The sequence below is a fragment of the Candidatus Limimorpha avicola genome (genome assembly GCF_056978975.1).
Window position 1 is genome coordinate 64091 of record NZ_DBMCYK010000011.1, and the last position, 20145, is coordinate 84235.

A 20145-nucleotide genomic window follows, 5' to 3' on the forward strand; every position below is an offset into this window, starting at 1 on the left:
ATCAAAACTTTAGGTGTTTGACAGGAATATTTTCATCAATAAGTTGTTGCAAAGCATCCACTCCAATTATTATATGATCATCCACATAAAGTTTATCTACGACCTTATCGCTTTCCATTGTTTTCACGCCATCGGGTATCATAGGTTGATCAGACACGAGCAACAGTGCTCCCGTAGGAATCTCATTGACAAAACCGGTAGTGAAAATAGTAGCAGTCTCCATATCTACTGCCATACAACGTATTTTGAGAAGATATTTCTTAAATTCATCGTCATGTTCCCAAACACGGCGATTTGTAGTATATACAGTGCCTGTCCAATAATCCTTGCCATGCTCTTTGATAATATTCGAAATAGCCTTTTGAAGATTGAACGCAGGTAATGCAGGAACCTCTGGAGGCATGTAATCATTGGAGGTTCCATCGCCTCTGATAGCTGCAATGGGCAAAATCAAATCGCCTACCTTATTTATTTTCTTGATACCTCCGCATTTGCCGAGAAACAAGACAGCACGAGGATGCACGGCACTCAACAAATCCATTATAGTGGCGGCATTGGCACTGCCCATACCGAAATTTATCATGGTAATACCTCCATGTGTAGCACATGGCATGGTGACATTCTCATTGACAATAGGAGCATTATATTTTTCTGAAAAAAAATCAAGATATTTCTTAAAATTAGTCAATAAAATATAATGTCCGAAATCTTCCAAATCCAGACCTGTATATCGAGGAAGCCAGTTTTCTATAATCTCTTTCCTTGTTTTCATAGCGTTATTTTCTGCAAAGATAATAAGAACTTTTGAAAAATTCAACATTCCAAAAAATTTGACAACAGTTTGTTAATTATAATCTTTTCAAACAAATTCCCAAATTATAATCACTTGAAAATATAATATATTGTCTTTATCATAAAAACATCTACTTCATCAAATAAAGAATACTTATTTTTCTCAGTAATAAACTTTTATATTTTATAAAAATACAATATTCAATAAAAACAGTGAATTATTGTATCCATTGCAATGAAATCAAACTTTCTACAAAAAATGTTGAAAATCACTACAATTTTTCAAACATAAACAAAATAAATTGAAATAAGTAAAATTTGTATCCAGAAAAACAAAAAAATATTCAACATTTTATAGAAACGGAAAATACAACAATCATAGAAGTAAATCTATTTTAAATAAATTAATTGATTTATAAATTATTGATAAATAAATTCATTCATCCTAATACATATCATCAAGCATATAAATCATCGATATCACTTGAAATTTTCATAATAAATCAAATGATAAGACTGTTTATATATTTCATAAAAACTTTTACAAGATTATGTTTAGATAAAGATAGAAAAAAGCTTATCTTTGCAAAAAATAATAAGAAATGTCAATAATATTTGAAGAATTGGTTTTTGGGCCAATATACAGCAGGCGATTAGGTAAATCATTAGGTATCAATTTATTACCACAAACACACAAAATATGCACTTTCAATTGTGTGTATTGTGAATGTGGCTGGAATCCGGAAAACACAGTAGAAAAAACGAAGTTACCGAAAAAAGAAGATTTTGAAAAGGTTCTGGAAAAAAGACTAAAAGAAATAGCAGGAACAACTGAAGAGCCCGACAGCATTACATTTTCAGGCAACGGAGAACCCACATTGCATCCGGAATTTGCCGACATCATTGACATAACTATAAGATTAAGGAATAAATATGTTCCAAAGGCTGTCATCAGCGTACTGTCGAACGGCACCATGCTGCATAAAGAAGAGGTATTTAAGGCATTGTCAAAAATCGACAACAACATCATGAAAATAGATGCCGGTTCTATCGATATGATACAAAATATCAATATGCCGAATGTAAAAATCGACCTGAACAGATATATTCAAGATCTGCAACGATTTAACGGGAAAGTTATAATACAGACACTCTTCTTGAGAGGTAATCACAATGGCAACAGAATCGACAACACAACAGAAGAAGAAATATCTTTGTGGATAGATTATATTAAAAAGATAAAGCCAAGAAAAACAATGATTTACGCCATTGACCGCAGTACTCCTGAAAAAGATTTGGAAAAATTGACAGTTGCTGAATTGGAAAATATTGCCGACAATGTGAGAGCTTTGGGTTTTGAAGTTGAATGTTTTGGATGAAATATGATAGAATATAATGTCAAAATTTTAATGGCCTTTGCACAAACCTTCGAAGATAACGGTGCTGAATTCAACAAATGGCTGTTGGAAAACGGCTATCCCGAATTATCAGCATTAAGTGAGGCAATAAGAGGCAGTGAAAGAGCCACTAAATGGCTGATGGACAACAAATTTTATCATCTTGCAGCTCTCGATGCCGCCATTGACAACAAAACGGCTGCCTTTCAATGGCTTCAACGTTACGATTACAAAATCATGGTATTGTTAGTAGAGGCCGTTCATGGAAATCAAAGTGCGATAAATATATTGACAACCAATAATTTGGATATATTCCTAATCATAGCTCAAAAGATTCGCAAATACCTTGACAACAAGACTTTTGACTATCACAAGATGAATTTTTAAAAAAAATAAAAAAACTTTGTAATATTTCTAAAAAAATGAATAAATTTGCCAATCGAAAATAATAGTTTACAATCATGAATAAAAGACTCACAATTATCAACATCGTATTAGCACTTTTAGCTATATTTTTGGCGTATAAAGTATTCGACAGCGTAAGACAACCTGTCGTTTTTGAGAATACCCGTACAGAAAGAGAAGCAAAAATTATTCAAAGTCTGAAAGACATAAGAAATACACAAGCTTTGTTCAAACAGACTTACAACAGATACACAGCGAATTTCGACTCGCTTACAGATTATATCAAGAATGGTACACTTCCTATTGTAAACATCATTCCTGATCCAAACGATACAACTTTTACAAAAACCATCAATGACACTGTCGGATATATCAAAGTCATCGATTCCTTGTTTAAAAACAGAGTCAACTTCGACATCAACCAGTTGCGCATAATTCCTTATTCACAGAACAAACCTTTTGAAGTGCAAGCAGGTTACATCATGCGTGGCGGTCTTAAAGTAGGCGTTTTCGAAGTTAAAGTTCCATACGAGACTTATCTTTGGGATCTTGACGAACAAAGAGTCAAAAACTTAATTGCTGAACAAGAGCAAATAGAAAAATATCCGGGATTGAAAGTAGGTTCCATGACTGAACCTTCTGTTGACGGCAATTGGGAATAATGAGGTTTCATCAACATGACTTCATTTTTAAGACCATATACTACAAGGGTTGATAATAGTTTCGACAAAAAAAGAATAAAAGATTATATTATAACCATCCAATGTTCGTTGGATGGTTTTTCTTATTCTGTTTTTGATGAGACCATCGCCACATTTATCGTCCTTGAACACTATAATATCATCAAACAAGATGCAGGCATAGAACAAGTCATCGATGAGTTTCAAGAAAGAAAAAACATTGAATTACAAGAATACAAAAGAGCTGTTATTCTTATTGACAATACATTAAACACTTTTGTGCCTGCTAATTTCTTCCTAAACAAACACAAAGATGACTTCATGAGATTTCTCAATCTCAGTGATGATGATTCTTTTATTTTAACCGATTACATTGCAAGAGTTGACATCAACAACATTTTTGCCATAAACAAAAGTGACGGAATTTACCTTAATAATCTCCCGGAAAATGTCACAATCGCACATGCATCAAGCGTTATGATAAACAGTCTTATCAATGAGAATCTAAACAGAAACCATGATTCAAGAGTTTTTGTCAATGTCAAGAACGATTATTTTGAACTTGTAATCATGAATGGCTGTATCCTGGTGTTTCACAATTATTTCCGATACAAAACCACAGAAGATTTTGTTTATTTTCTCATTTTTGCCACATCACAGTTCAATATTGACAATGAGACTGTCCCATTATATTTCTTGGGACATATAGAAAACACATCAAAAATATTGGAATTATGTTCCCGATATTTTCGTGACATAAGATTTATGAGAAAACCCGTTGAAATACAACTTACTAAAGATTTGGAAGAAGAACCATATCATCAACATTACATCATTTACAACGCCATAAAATGCGAATTATAAGAGGTACACATCAAAGACGTCAAATCGTGGCACCATCCAATCTTCCTGTCCGTCCCACGACTGACATGGCAAAAGAAAGTTTATTCAACATTCTTGAAAACCACTTGTATTTTGAGGATGTCACGGCATTAGACCTTTTTGCCGGTACAGGCAACATATCATACGAATTGGCATCCAGAGGCTGTCAAAGAATAACATCGGTGGATATAGAAAACAGTTGTGTCAGATTTATTAGAGAGACAGCCACCAAACTCGGCATGAACGCCATTGTGGCTGTAAAATCCGATGTATTCAGATTTCTTCAGATGCACAAAATGCAATACGACCTCATCTTCGCCGACCCTCCATACGAATGTCAACATTATGACTTACTCGTAAAATTGGTATTAGACAATAATTTGCTAAAAGAAGATGGCTTGTTTGTCGTTGAACACAACAAATATATAGATTTTACAGAACATCCGCGTTTTGTTGACCATCGTAAATACGGAAAAGTCAACTTTACATTCTTTAAATAAAAAATTGATATGAAAATCGGAATTTTAACCATCGCAACATTTTTGATACTATCAGTATCATGGAAAACAGAAGCACAAGAATTTGACGGAGCCAACTGTACCAGTATCATGGTTGGCAAAAATGCCTCAACAGACGGCTCAGTAATGACATCACACACCTGTGACGGACAGTACCGTACATGGATGCGCTGGGAAAAGGCACAAGATTTTGAAAAAGACGCTAAAGTAAAGATTTACAAAGGCACTATGCATACCGAGAATCCTTACGACAGTTGTGGCATGAAACTTGCCGGAGAGATACCTCAAGTGGCACATACATATTCTTATCTCAACACGGCATATCCATGTCTTAACGAGAAACAACTTGCCATAGGAGAGACTACGTTTTCCGGACCCGACACCCTCATCAATCCAAAAGGCATGTTTCAAATAGAAGAATTGGAGCGTATTGCCTTGCAACGCTGTGACAATGCAAGAGATGCAATACGCCTAATTGGCGAATTGATTAAAAAGTACGGCTACGGTGACAGCGGCGAAGCCATCACCATTGCAGATACCAAAGAGGTATGGCTCATGGAGATCATGGGAGAAGGACCTAAAAAAACAGGCGGCATTTGGGCAGCACAACGTGTGCCGGATGGAGAAGTAGGAGTGTCAGCCAATATCCCGAGAATAAAATATCTCAACAGAAACGACCCGGACAACTTCCTCTGTTCAGACAATATTGAGAAAGTAGCAAAGAAATATGGTCTTTGGGATGGCAAAGGAGAGTTTATATGGTATAAAACTTTCGGCAGCAGTTATTCCGAAGGCAAGAATTTCCGCGAGCGTGAATTTTTCATCCTCAGTACATTGGCTCCATCACTGGGGCTCAGTATGGACGATGAAGACTTACCATTCTCAGTAAAACCGGAAGAAAATGTCGATGTAAACAAAGTCATGGAGTTATTAAGAAGCACATACGAAGGCACCGATTTAGACATGACACGCAACTTGAAAATTGTCAATAGAAAAGGTGACACTATTGTGAGTCCTACAGCCAACCCGTGGTTGGGTAATACCGAGATTTCCACTTATAACTTTTTAAAACCGGGTACAGTAGAATTTCAACGTACAGTGTCGGTATCGTGGTGTTCTTATTCTTTTGTAGCACAATTGCGCGACTGGATGCCGGACGAGATTGGCGGTGTATGTTATATCAGTGTAGAAAATCCGGGACAGAGCCCGAGAATACCGGTTTATTGCGGTTCGACAGAAATGCCGAAAGTATTCTCTCATTGCGGTCATCACGGGTATAACGAAAATACTGCACTGTGGAGATACCGTAAAGCCAACAAATTGGCACAGGTAATGTGGGGCAACACCAAAGACATGTTAATAAACAATGTATTGCGTTACGAACAGAAAGCTCGCGAAGAACAGCCGGAATTGGAAAAAAGAGTCAAGGCATTACTCGATGACGGCAAAAAAGAAGAAGCACAAAAGATGCTGAACAGATATACTGCCGATTTTGAAGCGGCAACAGCGCAAACATGGAAGGAAATGGAACAAAGACTCTGGGAGTTTTTCTGGATAGGATTCTGATTTATAATATAAAAACATTATATATCCTGTTATAACATATATTATCTAAATAACCCTTGTGGTGTGTCAAACTGAAAATTGACACACCACTTTTTTAAAATGATTCCAAAATATTGAAAACATTTACATTTTACTTGTTTCTTTTTAAAATCTCACTTATATTAGCAGCAAAAAAACATCTCATGACAAGAGATAATAACAATTAAACTTTCATTATTAACAATAACCTAAAAAACAAAAAGATGAAGAAATTTCTACTTTCATTAACAATGGTTTTTGTGGTTTTATGTGCGAACGCACAAAGAGGCTACAAAACAGTGTACAATCCTCAAAAAGGCAGGATTGTAGAGTTTTCCGATAATGTCATCTCGCAAAGAGGCGGTGAAACAAAAGGCGATGCCAATGTCGTTTGGTCATTGTCAGAAGAATATGCCATCGGTGACAATGTATATGCTTTTGACATTGACGACAATGAAGACCATAAATTTGCCATCAACTGGTCGCTTAACGACCCTCGCATTGACGGTTTTACCGGAGAAAACAATTCTCCCACATGGCAAATTCCAACGACAACAGGTTCTTTTACCACTCATTTTGCCAACAAAAGCGGCAACATACAAATCACTGCTGAAGAAACCGTCATCTATGTCTCAGACGGCAACGGCAATATCACCAAGACACATGAATGTTCAGAGAACTCATACGCAGCGGCAAGAAATGACGATGCCGGTTATTATCTTGCAATACGAACAAACAACAACACCGAAGTATCTTACTACACTTTAGATTCCAACACAGCATCATGGACAACGACATTAGCAGGCAATGTAGTAGGAATGAGTATATCAGCAGAATGTAACCGTCTTGTTGTATCTGTAGCACAACCAGAAGAGACCATTTATGTATTAGAGCCGGAAACAGGTGACATACTTCAAGATGACATTTATTATTACGACAACTCTCCAACTCAAAGTCCGGCACTCAGCGCCAATGGTGATTATCTTGCTTTCAGTGACTTCAGCGGACAAGGTACATTGATGCATTGGAATGGAGAACGTTATGAATTAGTATGGAAAACCAACATCACTTCAAGTTATGCAAGCAGTTCATGGGGATGCGGCAATGCCATCTCTGCTGACGGAAAATACGTAGCTTTCGGAACACTTGATTTTGTATCTTCCGGATATGACGGTACCGTATTTTTCTTTAATTCTTACTCACCCATTCCATTATGGACATACGAAAACTGTGGAGGCCAGGTATCTGAACTCTCCATGGCGAGTGATGGAAGTCTCTTGGCAGTTGCATCAGACGGTCCTGTTGACAACTCCGGTCCCGATGCCATCATTTTCCGTAAACAAACCAATGAACCTTATATGGAACTCAACACATCGGGCTCTTTAACAAACATAGACTTATCTACAGACGGAAAATATTGTTTAACAGCAGGTAAGGCAGTCCACAGTACCACTATGGGATGGGGTGGCAACGCGTATCTTATCAAAACCGGACACGAAAATGTCGGAACTCTTGCCGGTGAGGTAATTCTCAGCGGAGAAACATCACATAAGGACGTCACAGTTACTATTGATGGCATCGATAATTATTATGAGTTAACAGACGAAGATGGTATTTTCAACATCAGATTTATCCCTGTAGGCACCTATAACGTCACTGTCAGTAAAACAGGTTACGTACAGCAAACCATTGATAATGTTGTCATCAACGGAGAAACGACAACAACAATATCATGCACATTAGAGCCTGTAGGAATGCCCTTGACAGGTCTTCATGCCACCATAAACTCCAACGACAAGGTGTTTCTGTTCTGGAACGATTTTGGAGGAAGTTTCGAACATTATGCCGTATATCGCAAAGATGCCATAGAAGCAGCTTTTGGAGAACCTATAGGTTTTTCCGAAGAGAATGCTTACTACGACGACACTGCCTTACCAACAAAACAATACTTCTATGCTGTAACGGCAATACTTGGCGACAACATGGAAACTCCTTATTCCAACATAGCTGAAGGCAGTGTATCGACAGACTTCATTGTGACCACAGCAGACGCATATCAAGGGACTGCCGCCACGATTGACGGACAGAAAGGCACTGATGAATGGATTGATGCTTCTGTTGTAGATATCTCTGACTTCCTTGGTAACAGTAACGAAATTGAACCTGCAGGCTCTGTATTATTTTATTGCAAGACGAACAACAACAAATTATATGGTGCAGTTGAAGTGTTCACAGATACTGAGCTTGAGGCTGATGACTGCGTGGCATTATATGTTGACGACAATGGCAACCGCACATTTCCGCCACAAGGCGACGACAGCGAAGGCAACTACTGGCTTACTTATACAGGCAACGGCACATCGATGACATACAGACCGATATATGAAAACGGAAGCGTTGGTACAACAATTGACGTTTTCGACCAGGAATTAGCTTTCGGTACCGTTGACGGTCATGTTTTCGTCGAATTTTCATTAGAATTTGGTGATGAGACCTACATGCTTAGCCCTATAAATGACAAAAGCGGTTTTTATATTTATTACAGAAGTCATGGCAGTGATTATCACGCATACTGGCCTTACGATGTCAGCACTTTCGATGCTTCTACATACAACATGATAAATTACAATGTACAACACAATGCTCCGGAAACTCCAACAAACCTTGAAGCTGTTGTATGTGCCGGTGACGACTATTATGCCATAATCACATGGGATAATGTAGAATCAAACGACCTCGATCATTACAACATTTATATCAACAATGAAATCATTGAAGTCAAAGGTAACATGTTAGTAACAGATGTTGAATATAACACCACTTATAACGTAAAAGCCACTGCTGTTGACCATTCGGGACTTGAATCGGAAGAGTCTGAAATCATAACATTCTCGGTAGGCGATGTTTTCATCTCCGAGACTTTGGTATCTACATTGAGAATATTCCCCAACCCTGCTTCATCTACTATAAACATCTGTTCCAATTTCAACGATTATGCAGAAATCAATATGTATGATATAAGCGGACGTATTGTAAAACGCTGTTCGTTAAACAATTTGCAGAATACTTCTGTAGATGTCGAAAATCTGATACCAGGTTTATATATTATGGAAATAATCACCAAAGAAATGGCAATAATAAAGAAAATAACCATAAAATAAAAGACTTCTTTGATTAAACTTGAAGTAATAACTTTTACAAAAGAAGTCCCATTTAATTTCGCTTTACAAAACAACCTTTAAAGTTTTATGCAATTTAATTTTGTGGTGTGCCAAACTAAGAATTGGCACACCAATTTTTTTATCTTAAAATAAACAAATGATAATTTTTAATTCGAAAAAGAAACAATAAATTAAGCATAATAAAAATAAGAATTTAATCGGTTTTTTCATAAACAATTCTAACATTATATTTTCTTTTAACAATAAAATCCATCTTTTCCGACATAATCTTACGATTTTCAAACTTTTTAATAATGTGATAATGAACACTATTAAAAAATATTTTGAAAAATATACAGTCAAATTTAAAAAGTATTTGAAAAATTTTTATATTTGTCCTGTTTAATAATTTATAAATCACAAAATTATGGGAGAGCAGAATGAAAACATTTCCAAAAACCAGTACAGAGAAGGATATGTATCTTTCGATATCGATGAACTCAAGCAGATTGCCGATGAAGGTACTGACGTTAATGCCGAAGCATACGGATATATCTATGAGGCATTAAAAAATACTTCCGACCCTAATATAAGGAGAAGAGGGAAAAAAATCGACGACGAATATCCTATTTCCGCATGGGAAGTTGAAGAAATGCGAAAGTTACTGGATAAGGCTGAAGATGTAGCCGGCGACAAGCAGAATCCTCATTTTAGATATTGCATGAATGAAATGAGAAGCATTTTAGATTGGTCGTCAGAAAGGCATTGGAATTTCCAATGGGCTATAATTTTAGGCGTCATACTAACTGTTATTTTTCTCTCATGGAGAGTATCGAGACATGACGATGACGTTGAAAAAGCACAAGAGAAAGTTACTTTGATAAAGAATTGGACAAAAAGCGACACCACAGTAGCATGGGATGATATTGCCAGAGCATCAACCGACTATATCATAAAATATCATATTTATTATGCTTTCAATAATGCTCAAACATATAAAATATATATGTTGATGAATTGCCGCTATAATTATGATAATTGCATTAAATACGCTGAAGAATATGCCAATAAAGCAGATACAACCTCCAATAAAGAATGGAAGAAAGATTTTCAAAAAAAGTCCAAAGAAAATTATAAAAATGCTGAAGAATTTCAAAAAGAGTATGAAGATATTAACAGTATGAATTTCAAAAAGATACAAAAAGCAGCTTTGGAAGATGCAAAAACATCGCTTTCAAGATACAAAGGGGAAAAACGTTCGGTTTTAATATGGAATATCTTTTTCATCCTATTAATACCTTTATATATCTTTGCAGAAAGACCATACGGATATTCCATCTCCCGACACAGAGCAGAAGCTGAAAAATTAGGAGGATTAACCATGTTGGCTTATTCGATATCCGGCATGCTGATGATTTATTCCAGGTCAATTAAGGATGCTCCGGATATCATTACCAAATATTCTAACGGCAAAGTAGTCAGAGAATATGATATCGCCGGTAATCAGATGGTGGCAGCAAGAAAAATAATACTATATATCATAGCCTTTGCCTTAATTTGCATAACATCCTGTTTGATAATGTTGTATTCTACCATACAAGGTTTAAGAAGAAATTACAACTGGAAAGAAATATATGCCAAATCAAAAGAAAAACGCCAGGCCAAATGAGAATGACAATCATTATGCATGATTAGTATTATTGTATATTTTATTACAATATCATATTGATTTGTTATTGTAATGTATTTCAAGTGGTGTGTCGAAAAAGCGGCACACCATTTTATATTATAATGCAAAAATCATTATAAATGTAATAGAAAAAGAGAACATGCCGAGGCACATTCTCTTTTTCATTGCAATAAACATGAATTTTATTTTATACCCAGTGATTTCTTAATATGTTTAGGAAGGGCATCTTTATGAACTACAATGTTCAATGTTTTATAACGTACAAAAGCCTTTGAAGCATACCATTTACCATCGTAGTTACCGGCTTTTCCCCATGAATTTTTCACTATATAATATTCATTTCCTATCTGGTCTTTAGCCTTGCCGTATATCATCATGCCATGGTCGTCGGTTGACTCATAGTTATCATAAGCTCTTTGGCGATCTTCCTGAGTCACCCAACGTTGAGGAGTAGGTTTATTTTGGGCTTCTTTTTCTCTGTCAACAGTAGTGAGGCCTGTCCAGTGAGCCATATCGGTATTGCTCTTGTCCACATTTTTTGCTTCTATGTCAGGAAGGACAACAACACCCATATTTGCACCTCTCAGCCAACCTTTCTCACTGACATCCGAGCCCCAGGCGATAGGATAACCATTGTCAATAGCATAATCCATCACCTCCATAAATTCGTCAATAGGAAGATTGTATGCAGTACCCCAGCGCCAGTTGTCTTGTACTTCAATGACAAATTTATCATAGAAAGGATGATGTGTGAATGAAGTAAGATTTACATAATCATCAGGATTAAGCCCTGTTGATTCGAAAAATGTCTGAGGGGTATATTCTTTACCTTCATAGACAAACACTTCCGGACGTTCACCAATATAGGCATTGAGAATACCTTCGAGAGCATTTTTCCAAAGCGGAGTGCCATCGGGAGCAAGTTGAAGTTTTCTATTTTTTGTGATACCCTCTACAAAAGGATCAGTGACATTGGAAAATTCCGTAAAGTCAGACAATGAATCGCCATGCATTGCTCCTGGTCTCATAAACTCTTCAGGCACAAGACCATAATGCTTCATACCATAAATGACGTCATAAAATGAGCCGCCTTGTGCGAAAGACACATCACCATGAGTACGTACTGTCGCCTCGGCACGGTCCATATATGTGTTGTAAACAATATACATCTCCGAAAAATCATATTCAGGTTTACCCATACGTAACAACTCAGCCTCGAAGAATGCCAATCCGGAATAGCACCAGCATGTGCCGGCTGCATTTTGGTCTTTTACAGATGTTACAGGTAACACTTTAATGTCTGTGAAGATATAACCTTCTTCTTTTTCTTCCTTTTGTTCTTCCTGTGCAACAACAGGAGAAACAAACATACAAGGCAGACATGCTGCCAAAGCTGTTGTAGCTAAAAATTTTTTAAAATTCATAACTTATTATTTTAACGTTAAAATTTTTTCTTTTATTTCATATCAAAAATAAAACCATCATCAAAAAACAAGGTATAGTTATCAAAGAAAAAAAACATCATAACGACATACATTTGTGACACCTTTGCCATATCATTGTGATATTTGGCGCAAAGATAAGATTTTAATCTCAATTTATACGCTTTTGTCAAAAATTTTTAAATGACAAACAAATAATTGAAAAAAATCAATATAACCTTAATGCATTGATAATTATCTTTCTATTTCCTTTCATTGTAGTAGCAATGACAAAATGTTGACTATTCTCCTTAAGATTATACATTTTACGAAGCTCATCAGCCTTAACAGGAAAATTTCTGACTATCACAGAAGCTGCCGTTAAGTCTTTCAACAATTCCTTTTTAACTTTCTTATTAAAATCAGAATAAGCCTGAACTGAAAAAACTCTGCCGGGGAAAGAGTCCGACAACACATCAGAAGTATATAGATGACTGTTTTTGTGCAACATAGACAATCCATAACGTTGACCAATAAGTTTGAAAGCCCCGCCTTTCATCAAGGCAGCATTGGGTTCATAAAGATAATGTCCCACATTGTCTGCCATTTGGCATAATGCATCATCTTCTTCTCCTTCTTGATAAACAAAACGATTATTATCTTTCAGGTCTGAGCAACAATACTTTGTTTTACCTGTGAACCCTTGTCGCATCAACACAAGTATCTCTTTACATTCATTTTTTACAGCAACCACATGTATCTCGGCAACGTCAGACAACTCTCTAAGAATCATAGATATATCTATCATAGGAGATAATTTCAACATTATTATTCCTGTTTTTTGAAACAACGGTGGCAACAGAGTTGACACATCGGGACTACAATCGTGCAAAGAAATCATTTTGCGACCATAGTTATCGCGCCGTGCCGGATCAAGGAATATACAGTCATAGTTGCCGCAATGCTGAAGAAAAGATTCTGCCGTATCGTTAAACACCTTTATATTTACCCCCAAGGCCGCAAAGTTGTGTTCTGCCAAGACACACAATTGTTGTTGACATTCAACGTAATGACTTATTTCGAATGATTTGGACATGAAACAAGCATCCACACCAAGTCCTCCGGTAAGGTCTGCAAAAGTATCACCTCTCACAAGAGAAGCCTTATACAATGCCGTCAACTCAGAGGAACATTGTTCCACAGAAAGATGAGACGGAAACAGAAGATTGTCATCAGCAGCCCATGAGGGGAGCTTATGCCTCAAAAGTTGACGTGCATATATCTGATTTATAACAAAGTTCTTATCTACATCCTCAGGAAAAGCAGATAATGCCAGACACTTTACATCATCATTGAGATGTTCTTTTATAAAGTTAAAAGTAACATCGTTCATCAACTTAAGACATCGGATTTTATTCTTTTAATTTTCACGGCAAAAAGCACCATCATACCAATGGTGATGACTCCGGCTATTATATATGACAACACAGGGTTAAGATGAAAACCTTCAGGGGCAATACATATATAAGTCATTGTCACACAAGTCATAAACAATGCCGGTATCATAGTAACGAAATAATTCTTGTTATTTCTTACAAGATATACTGTAATAGCCCAAAGTGTAAATACAGATAGCACCTGATTCAGCCACGAGAAATAACGCCATATAATATTAAATCCGTCTTGGCTTACAATACTAAAAATCAAGATACCGGTAACGACAAGCATAATAGGAACACAAAGCAACAAACGGTTTTTGACACTTTTCTGCTCCATGTGGAAGAAATCAGCCAAAATAAGACGAGCCGAACGCAATGCAGTATCGCCACTTGTTATTGGAGCTGCTATGACACCGAGCACTGCAAGAATACCTCCAAAATAACCAAGCCAGTCCTTAGAAATATCCATCACCACCACAGAGGCAGAATTTCCTACACCATTCTCACCGAAATAATAGGTTGCCGCAGCTGCCCATATCAACGCCACAATACCTTCAGCAACCATGGCTCCGTAAAATACAGGGCGTCCATATTTCTCATTTTTGATACAACGAGCCATAAGAGGTGACTGAGTAGCATGAAAACCGCTGATAGCACCACATGCTATCGAGATAAACATCATAGGAAAGATAGGATTACTCTCATAAGTGTTACCCAATCCATCCCACACTTCAGGCAAAGCCGGCCATTTGACAAAAAGCATGATTAATATGCCTAATGCCATAAACAACAAGGCGGCAGCAAAAACAGGATATATCTTCCCAATTATCTTGTCAATAGGAAATATACTTGCAATAAAATAATATACAAATATCATTATAATCCAGAAGTAAACATTAAAAAAGTCCGGTGTAAGTTTCTCAAGCAAGTCTGCAGGCTGTGAAATAAACACTGCGCCCACGAGCAACATAAGAAGCATGGTGAACACTGTCATCACCTTTTCGACTTTTGTTCCGAGATATTTACCTATTATCATCGGCAGACTTATACCACCATCACGCAAAGATATCATTCCTGACAAATAATCATGTACAGCACCGGCAAAAACAGTACCGAAGACAATCCACAGATAAGATGACATTCCAAACTTAGCTCCCATTATAGCACCGAAGATAGGTCCCAATCCGGCTATGTTCAGAAACTGTATCATAAAAATTTTCCATGTTGGCATAGGAACATAATCTATCCCGTCGTTGTTACTTATTGCCGGTGTAACACGTTTAGGATCAGCACCAAACATACGGTTTATGAAACCTCCATAAATAAAATATCCCAAAATGAGAATCCCTAAAGCAATAATAAAAGTAATCATCACCACTATTTTTTAATCATGCAAATTTATAAATATTTTATCACAAAAACAAAACTGTTTTTTTAACAAATAACAACATCTGAATATACAAAAGAACGCCTCTGACACTAAAGGCGTTCTTTGACAAAATAAACCAAAGGGTATGAAAAGATATTACGACCATCATAAACAAGACGACATCAACTCGTCATATTTTTCCGGTGAAAGAAGTCCAAGTTCAGAAGCTGCCTGTCGCAAAGTAATTTCTTCCGACAATGCCATTTTTGCAATCTTAGCAGCATTATCATAACCTATATATGGACTTAAAGCGGTCACCATCATAAGATTATTTTCGAGATTATGTTTTATTTTCTTATAATTAGGGGTTATTCCATTGACAGCTTTTATTGCAAAACTCTTGCACGCATCTCCCAAAAGACGTGCAGATTCAAGAACATTATGAACCATCAAAGGTTTAAATGTATTAAGTTGAAAATGGCCTTGCAAACCGCCTGTCGTCACTGCAATATCATTACCAATAACCTGAGAACACACCATGGCGAGCGCCTCATTCTGAGTAGGATTCACCTTACCCGGCATGATAGAAGACCCCGGTTCATTGGCAGGTAATATTATTTCACCTATACCACATCTCGGTCCGGAGGCAAGAAAACGTATGTTGTTAGTTATATGTAAAAGACTTACCGCAGTAATTTTCAATGCAGAAGAAATCTCCACCATGGCATCATTGGCAGATATCGCCTCAAATTTGTTGGCTGCACTGACAAATGGCATATCGGTAAAGCCTGCTATAATCTTCGCCACCTTACCGGCAAAACCCTCAGGTGCATTTTGTCCGGTCCCAACAGCAGTACCACCTATTGCAAGTTCTGACAAATGTTGCATGGCAAAACGCAATACTGCCAATGCATGGTCGAGTTGAGATACATAACCTGAAAACTCTTGTCCCAATGTCAGCGGTGCTGCATCCATGAGATGTGTCCTGCCAACCTTCCTGACATCACTATATTCCTCCGCTTTACTGTTTAAAGCGTCGCGAAGTAAAGTGACATTAGGAATAGTATTATCCGTAAGCAATTTATAGACCGCAATACTCATTGCTGTCGGAAAAGTATCATTAGATGACTGCGACATATTGACATCATCGTTAGGATGCAATATTTTATGTTTGTCTTCGAGAGAACCTCCACTAATTACTTGCGCCACATTGACAATCACCTCATTGACATTCATATTAGTCTGAGTGCCAGAGCCTGTCTGCCAAATAACAAGAGGAAAGTTATCATCATATTTTCCATCGAGTATGGCATCACAAGCCTTGATGATGAGATGAGCCTTTTTTGCATCCAAAACATTGAAATGCATGTTTGCCATTGCAGCTGCTTTCTTCACCAATACCATGGAATAAATCAAAGATTCAGGCATAGAAGCCGGCTCACCTATCTCAAAATTGTTCAACGAACGTTGTGTCTGTGCACCCCAATATTTGTCGTATGGCACCTCAACGGCTCCCATGGTATCATATTCAAGTCTGTATCTCATTTTGTCGTTTTTAAAACAAAACAAACAAGACGACATTTCAATTCTTAATAAAATGTTATATAACCAAGTGATAAGACATTATAAATCAACAGAATAAATTTAATAAAAAAGGAGCCGGGCATTAACCCGACTCCTTCCAAGAAAATATTATCCTATATCCAAATTAACAATCAATACAATACTTACAAAAAGCAATCAAAAATATCATTAAAGCATTATTTTTGTCCAAATTCCATAAGATAAGCCTTGATAAAGTCATCTATTTTACCATCCATGACGCCTTGTACATTACTTGTCTGATAGTTAGTTCTATGGTCTTTCACACGTCTATCGTCAAAAACATAACTCCTTATCTGGGAACCCCATTCTATTTTTTTCTTACTTGCCTCTATTTTATTCCTCTCTTCCATACGATGTTGTAACTCTTTATCATACAGTTGAGATTTAAGAAGACGCAAAGCATTTTCCTTATTTTTCGGTTGATCGCGTGTCTCAGTATTTTCTATCAAAATTTCCTCTTCTTCACCTGTATAAGGATCTTTATACTGATACCGCAAACGCACGCCTGATTCTACCTTATTGACATTTTGGCCACCTGCGCCACCGCTTCTGAAAGTATCCCAACTCAATTTAGACGGATCAATGACTATTTCTATGGTATCATCGATAAGAGGTGTCACAAACACAGAACTGAACGATGTCATACGTTTACCTTGAGCATTATATGGGGAGACACGGACGAGGCGGTGAACTCCGTTTTCGCCTTTAAGATAACCGTATGCATAATCACCATCTATCTCCATAGTGACGCTTTTGATACCGGCATCCTCACCTTCGAGCAAATTACTTATGCGGACCTTATATCCATGAGCTTCAGCATAACGCATATACATGCGCATCAACATCTCAGCCCAATCCTGCGACTCGGTACCACCAGCACCGGAGTTGATTTTCAATACACAACTCATCATATCTGCTTCCTCGTGAAGCATATTTCTAAATTCAAGGTCCTCGACAAGTTTCAAGGTATCGGCATATTGTTTATCTACTTCTTCTTCCGAAGCTTCTCCTTCTTTGGCAAAATCGAACAATACCGACAAGTCATCATTTGCCTTTACAATATTGTCATAGGCTGTAACCCAACTTTTAACGTCACGCATCTGACGCATCACTATCTTACCTGCCTTAGGGTCATCCCAAAAACCATCTGCATGTGTCTTGTCTTCCAAAGCTGCTATCTCGACCAACTTATTGTCGATGTCAAAGATACCTCCTCAAGGATTCGATCCTCTTACACAATTCTTTTATACTATCTGAAGTAACCATGATTATTTTTTTGCAAAAATACTAATTTTTCCTGTACGATAACAAAAATGCCAAAATAACTCATTCTTCTGTTTTTACAATATCAAATAATCATCATTTATTGAAAATATCATCTAAGGCGCATTGTATCATCTCAAACTGATAACCTCTCTGTAAGGCAAACCTCATCAGTCTGTTTTTTTCTTTAAATAGATCAGGATTTTCTGTTTTTTTTGACTGAAGCAACGACAAGAGAGTATTGTAATATATGTCGGGATCTACATCGAGCAAAGCCTTATCGATAATGGAAGCATCAATGCCTTTGTTTCTCAATTCAGCACGTATTTTATTGACGCCCCATTTCCTATAGCGCAGTTTAGCTCTCACGAAGCTCTCCGCATAACGTTTGTCGTCAACGAAGCCTTCGTCAATCAGTATTTTCAATATATCATCATATTCATTGGAAGGAAGGTCAAACGATTTCAATTTAACACATACCTCATACAAGCTCCTATCCTGATAAGAACAATAATGCAGTAATTTTTTTAAAACAGTATCTTTATCGCAAATCATACGACAAAGATACTGAAAAAGCTCATTCCACAGTCGTTTCCTGCACTTTATTTACCATCTCCATTATAGCTCTGACATTATCGGCAGATTTCTCGAACATCTGTTTTTCCATTTCATTTAGATCTATCTCTATCACCTTCTCCACGCCATTTTTACCGATGACGACAGGAACTCCTATAAAAATGTTTTTCATTCCGTACTGACCTTTCAACAAGGTACACACCGGCATGATGGTTTTTCTGTCATGAGCAATAGAATCCACCATTTGAGTGATTGCAGCAGCCGGAGCCACAAAAGCCGAAGTTCCCATCAAGTTAAGTATTTCTCCGCCTCCGTTACGTGTTCTTTCGACAATGGCATTCAGCTTATCGCTCGGAATAAGTTCTGTAATTGGGATGCCGGAAACAGTGGTATAACGCGGCAATGGCACCATTGCATCACCATGACCGCCGAGCAGCAAAGTCTGTACATCATTAGGAGATACATCCAATTCATCAGCGACAAAAGTCTTTAACCGTGCTGCATCAAGTACTCCAGCCATACCGAATACTCTGTTGGAAGGCAATCCTGAAGTACGAAAGGCAATATATGTCATCACATCAAGAGGATTGGACACCACTATTATCATAGTATTTGACGAATATTGCATTATCTTTCTTGTCACCTCCTTTATGATTGTCGCATTAGTGTAAATCAAGTCATCACGCGACATTCCCGGCTTCCTTGTTATTCCGGAAGTAATGACAGTTATGTCAGAATCAGCAGTCTTACTATAATCATCAGTATATCCAATGACATCGGAATCAAAATCCTCAATAGAAGACGATTCTTTGATATCCAACGCCTTACCTTCTGCGAGTCCTTCTTTGACATCTAAAAGTACTATCTCTTCAGCTATGTCTTTGGCTGCAATGTTTTTTGCTGTGGTAGCTCCCACATTCCCGGCACCTATGACAGTTATTTTTTTCATGATTCAAATTTTACTTTAAAGACAACCTTAAAACCATTTTGTTGCTGCAACAAGGTGTTTTAACATTTTAAAAATCATAAAATAACTTTTTGTTCAACTTTAAATAACATAATGATAATCAGCTGACTATATCATTAACTTATTATTATGGCAAGTTATTGCCATATTTTTCTTTTCCTATTTCACTAACAGTAGTGAATATGTGCATGTTTCATTGTCAAAAGACATAAAAAATTATAATATCTTAAAAAATATTATAGATTCAAGATAGAAGTGCAACCATCCTCCTCCGTCCTTGGAGCGTAGCGGAAAGGGAGGAGGATGGCAAGCAACTCAGAAGGGTCATTCAGCAATACAAAAAATAAAGGGGAAGCCTCTGCTTCCCCGAATGGATTAAGTAATTTTGTGTTGCGA

16 protein-coding genes are annotated in these 20145 nt (G+C 37.0%); 8 read left to right on the forward strand and 8 right to left on the reverse strand.

Going from position 1 to position 20145, the window contains the following annotated elements; translation table 11 throughout:
* Window position 1 precedes the first annotated feature (1 nt).
* Entirely contained in the window at window positions 2-772 is a 771-nt protein-coding gene (locus ACZOVS_RS06495; RefSeq protein WP_483996421.1) for an AMP nucleosidase, read from the reverse strand.
* A gap of 622 nt (window positions 773-1394) precedes the next feature.
* Here ACZOVS_RS06495 and ACZOVS_RS06500 point away from each other — a divergent pair.
* The 8 genes from ACZOVS_RS06500 to ACZOVS_RS06535 all read left to right on the forward strand — a co-directional run bounded on the left by ACZOVS_RS06500 (window position 1395) and on the right by ACZOVS_RS06535 (window position 11088).
* Window positions 1395-2171, forward strand: a complete 777-nt coding sequence (locus tag ACZOVS_RS06500) for a radical SAM protein (protein ID WP_483996422.1) — start codon at window positions 1395-1397, stop codon at window positions 2169-2171.
* Between the two features lie 30 nt (window positions 2172-2201).
* On the forward strand, window positions 2202-2576 hold the full coding sequence (locus tag ACZOVS_RS06505) for a hypothetical protein (protein ID WP_483996423.1): 375 nt from the start codon (window positions 2202-2204) through the stop codon (window positions 2574-2576).
* Window positions 2577-2650: 74 nt separating this feature from the next.
* Entirely contained in the window at window positions 2651-3256 is a 606-nt protein-coding gene (locus ACZOVS_RS06510) for a hypothetical protein (protein WP_483996424.1), read from the forward strand.
* 15 nt (window positions 3257-3271) lie between these two features.
* On the forward strand, window positions 3272-4138 hold the full coding sequence (locus tag ACZOVS_RS06515) for a DUF3822 family protein (RefSeq protein WP_483996425.1): 867 nt from the start codon (window positions 3272-3274) through the stop codon (window positions 4136-4138).
* On the forward strand, window positions 4126-4656 hold the full coding sequence (gene rsmD / locus ACZOVS_RS06520) for a 16S rRNA (guanine(966)-N(2))-methyltransferase RsmD (protein ID WP_483996426.1): 531 nt from the start codon (window positions 4126-4128) through the stop codon (window positions 4654-4656). The genes ACZOVS_RS06515 and rsmD overlap by 13 nt, the downstream gene beginning before the upstream one ends.
* Before the next feature lie 9 nt (window positions 4657-4665).
* Window positions 4666-6240, forward strand: coding sequence for a dipeptidase (locus tag ACZOVS_RS06525; RefSeq protein WP_483996427.1), 1575 nt, complete (start codon window positions 4666-4668; stop codon window positions 6238-6240).
* A gap of 242 nt (window positions 6241-6482) precedes the next feature.
* The gene (locus ACZOVS_RS06530; RefSeq protein ID WP_483996428.1) at window positions 6483-9419 is read left to right on the forward strand and encodes a T9SS type A sorting domain-containing protein; all 2937 of its coding nucleotides are present in this window, start codon (window positions 6483-6485) and stop codon (window positions 9417-9419) included.
* Window positions 9420-9846: 427 nt separating this feature from the next.
* Window positions 9847-11088, forward strand: a complete 1242-nt coding sequence (locus ACZOVS_RS06535; RefSeq protein WP_483996429.1) for a hypothetical protein — start codon at window positions 9847-9849, stop codon at window positions 11086-11088.
* Window positions 11089-11291: 203 nt separating this feature from the next.
* On the opposite strand, the gene ACZOVS_RS06540 is transcribed toward ACZOVS_RS06535, so the two are convergent.
* The 7 genes from ACZOVS_RS06540 to mdh all read right to left on the reverse strand — a co-directional run bounded on the left by ACZOVS_RS06540 (window position 11292) and on the right by mdh (window position 19731).
* Complete coding sequence (locus tag ACZOVS_RS06540) at window positions 11292-12479, reverse strand: C1 family peptidase (protein WP_483996437.1); 1188 nt, start codon at window positions 12477-12479, stop codon at window positions 11292-11294.
* A 280-nt stretch (window positions 12480-12759) separates the two neighbouring features.
* Window positions 12760-13923: a THUMP-like domain-containing protein gene (locus ACZOVS_RS06545; RefSeq protein ID WP_483996430.1), complete on the reverse strand. Its 1164-nt coding sequence runs from the start codon at window positions 13921-13923 to the stop codon at window positions 12760-12762.
* Window positions 13923-15341, reverse strand: coding sequence for a carbon starvation CstA family protein (locus ACZOVS_RS06550; protein ID WP_483996431.1), 1419 nt, complete (start codon window positions 15339-15341; stop codon window positions 13923-13925). The genes ACZOVS_RS06545 and ACZOVS_RS06550 overlap by 1 nt, the downstream gene beginning before the upstream one ends.
* Before the next feature lie 162 nt (window positions 15342-15503).
* Window positions 15504-16883: a class II fumarate hydratase gene (gene fumC / locus ACZOVS_RS06555; RefSeq protein ID WP_483996432.1), complete on the reverse strand. Its 1380-nt coding sequence runs from the start codon at window positions 16881-16883 to the stop codon at window positions 15504-15506.
* Window positions 16884-17098: 215 nt separating this feature from the next.
* A protein-coding gene (gene prfB, locus ACZOVS_RS06560; RefSeq protein ID WP_483996433.1) for a peptide chain release factor 2 occupies window positions 17099-18209 on the reverse strand; the annotation gives its coding sequence in 2 pieces (ribosomal slippage) (window positions 17099-18145 and window positions 18147-18209; 1110 coding nt in all).
* 93 nt (window positions 18210-18302) lie between these two features.
* Window positions 18303-18761 (reverse strand): regulatory protein RecX, encoded by a 459-nt coding sequence (locus ACZOVS_RS06565; RefSeq protein WP_483996434.1) that lies wholly within the window; start codon window positions 18759-18761, stop codon window positions 18303-18305.
* Window positions 18762-18783: 22 nt separating this feature from the next.
* Window positions 18784-19731 (reverse strand): malate dehydrogenase, encoded by a 948-nt coding sequence (gene mdh / locus ACZOVS_RS06570; protein ID WP_483996435.1) that lies wholly within the window; start codon window positions 19729-19731, stop codon window positions 18784-18786.
* Window positions 19732-20145: the final 414 nt, after the last annotated feature.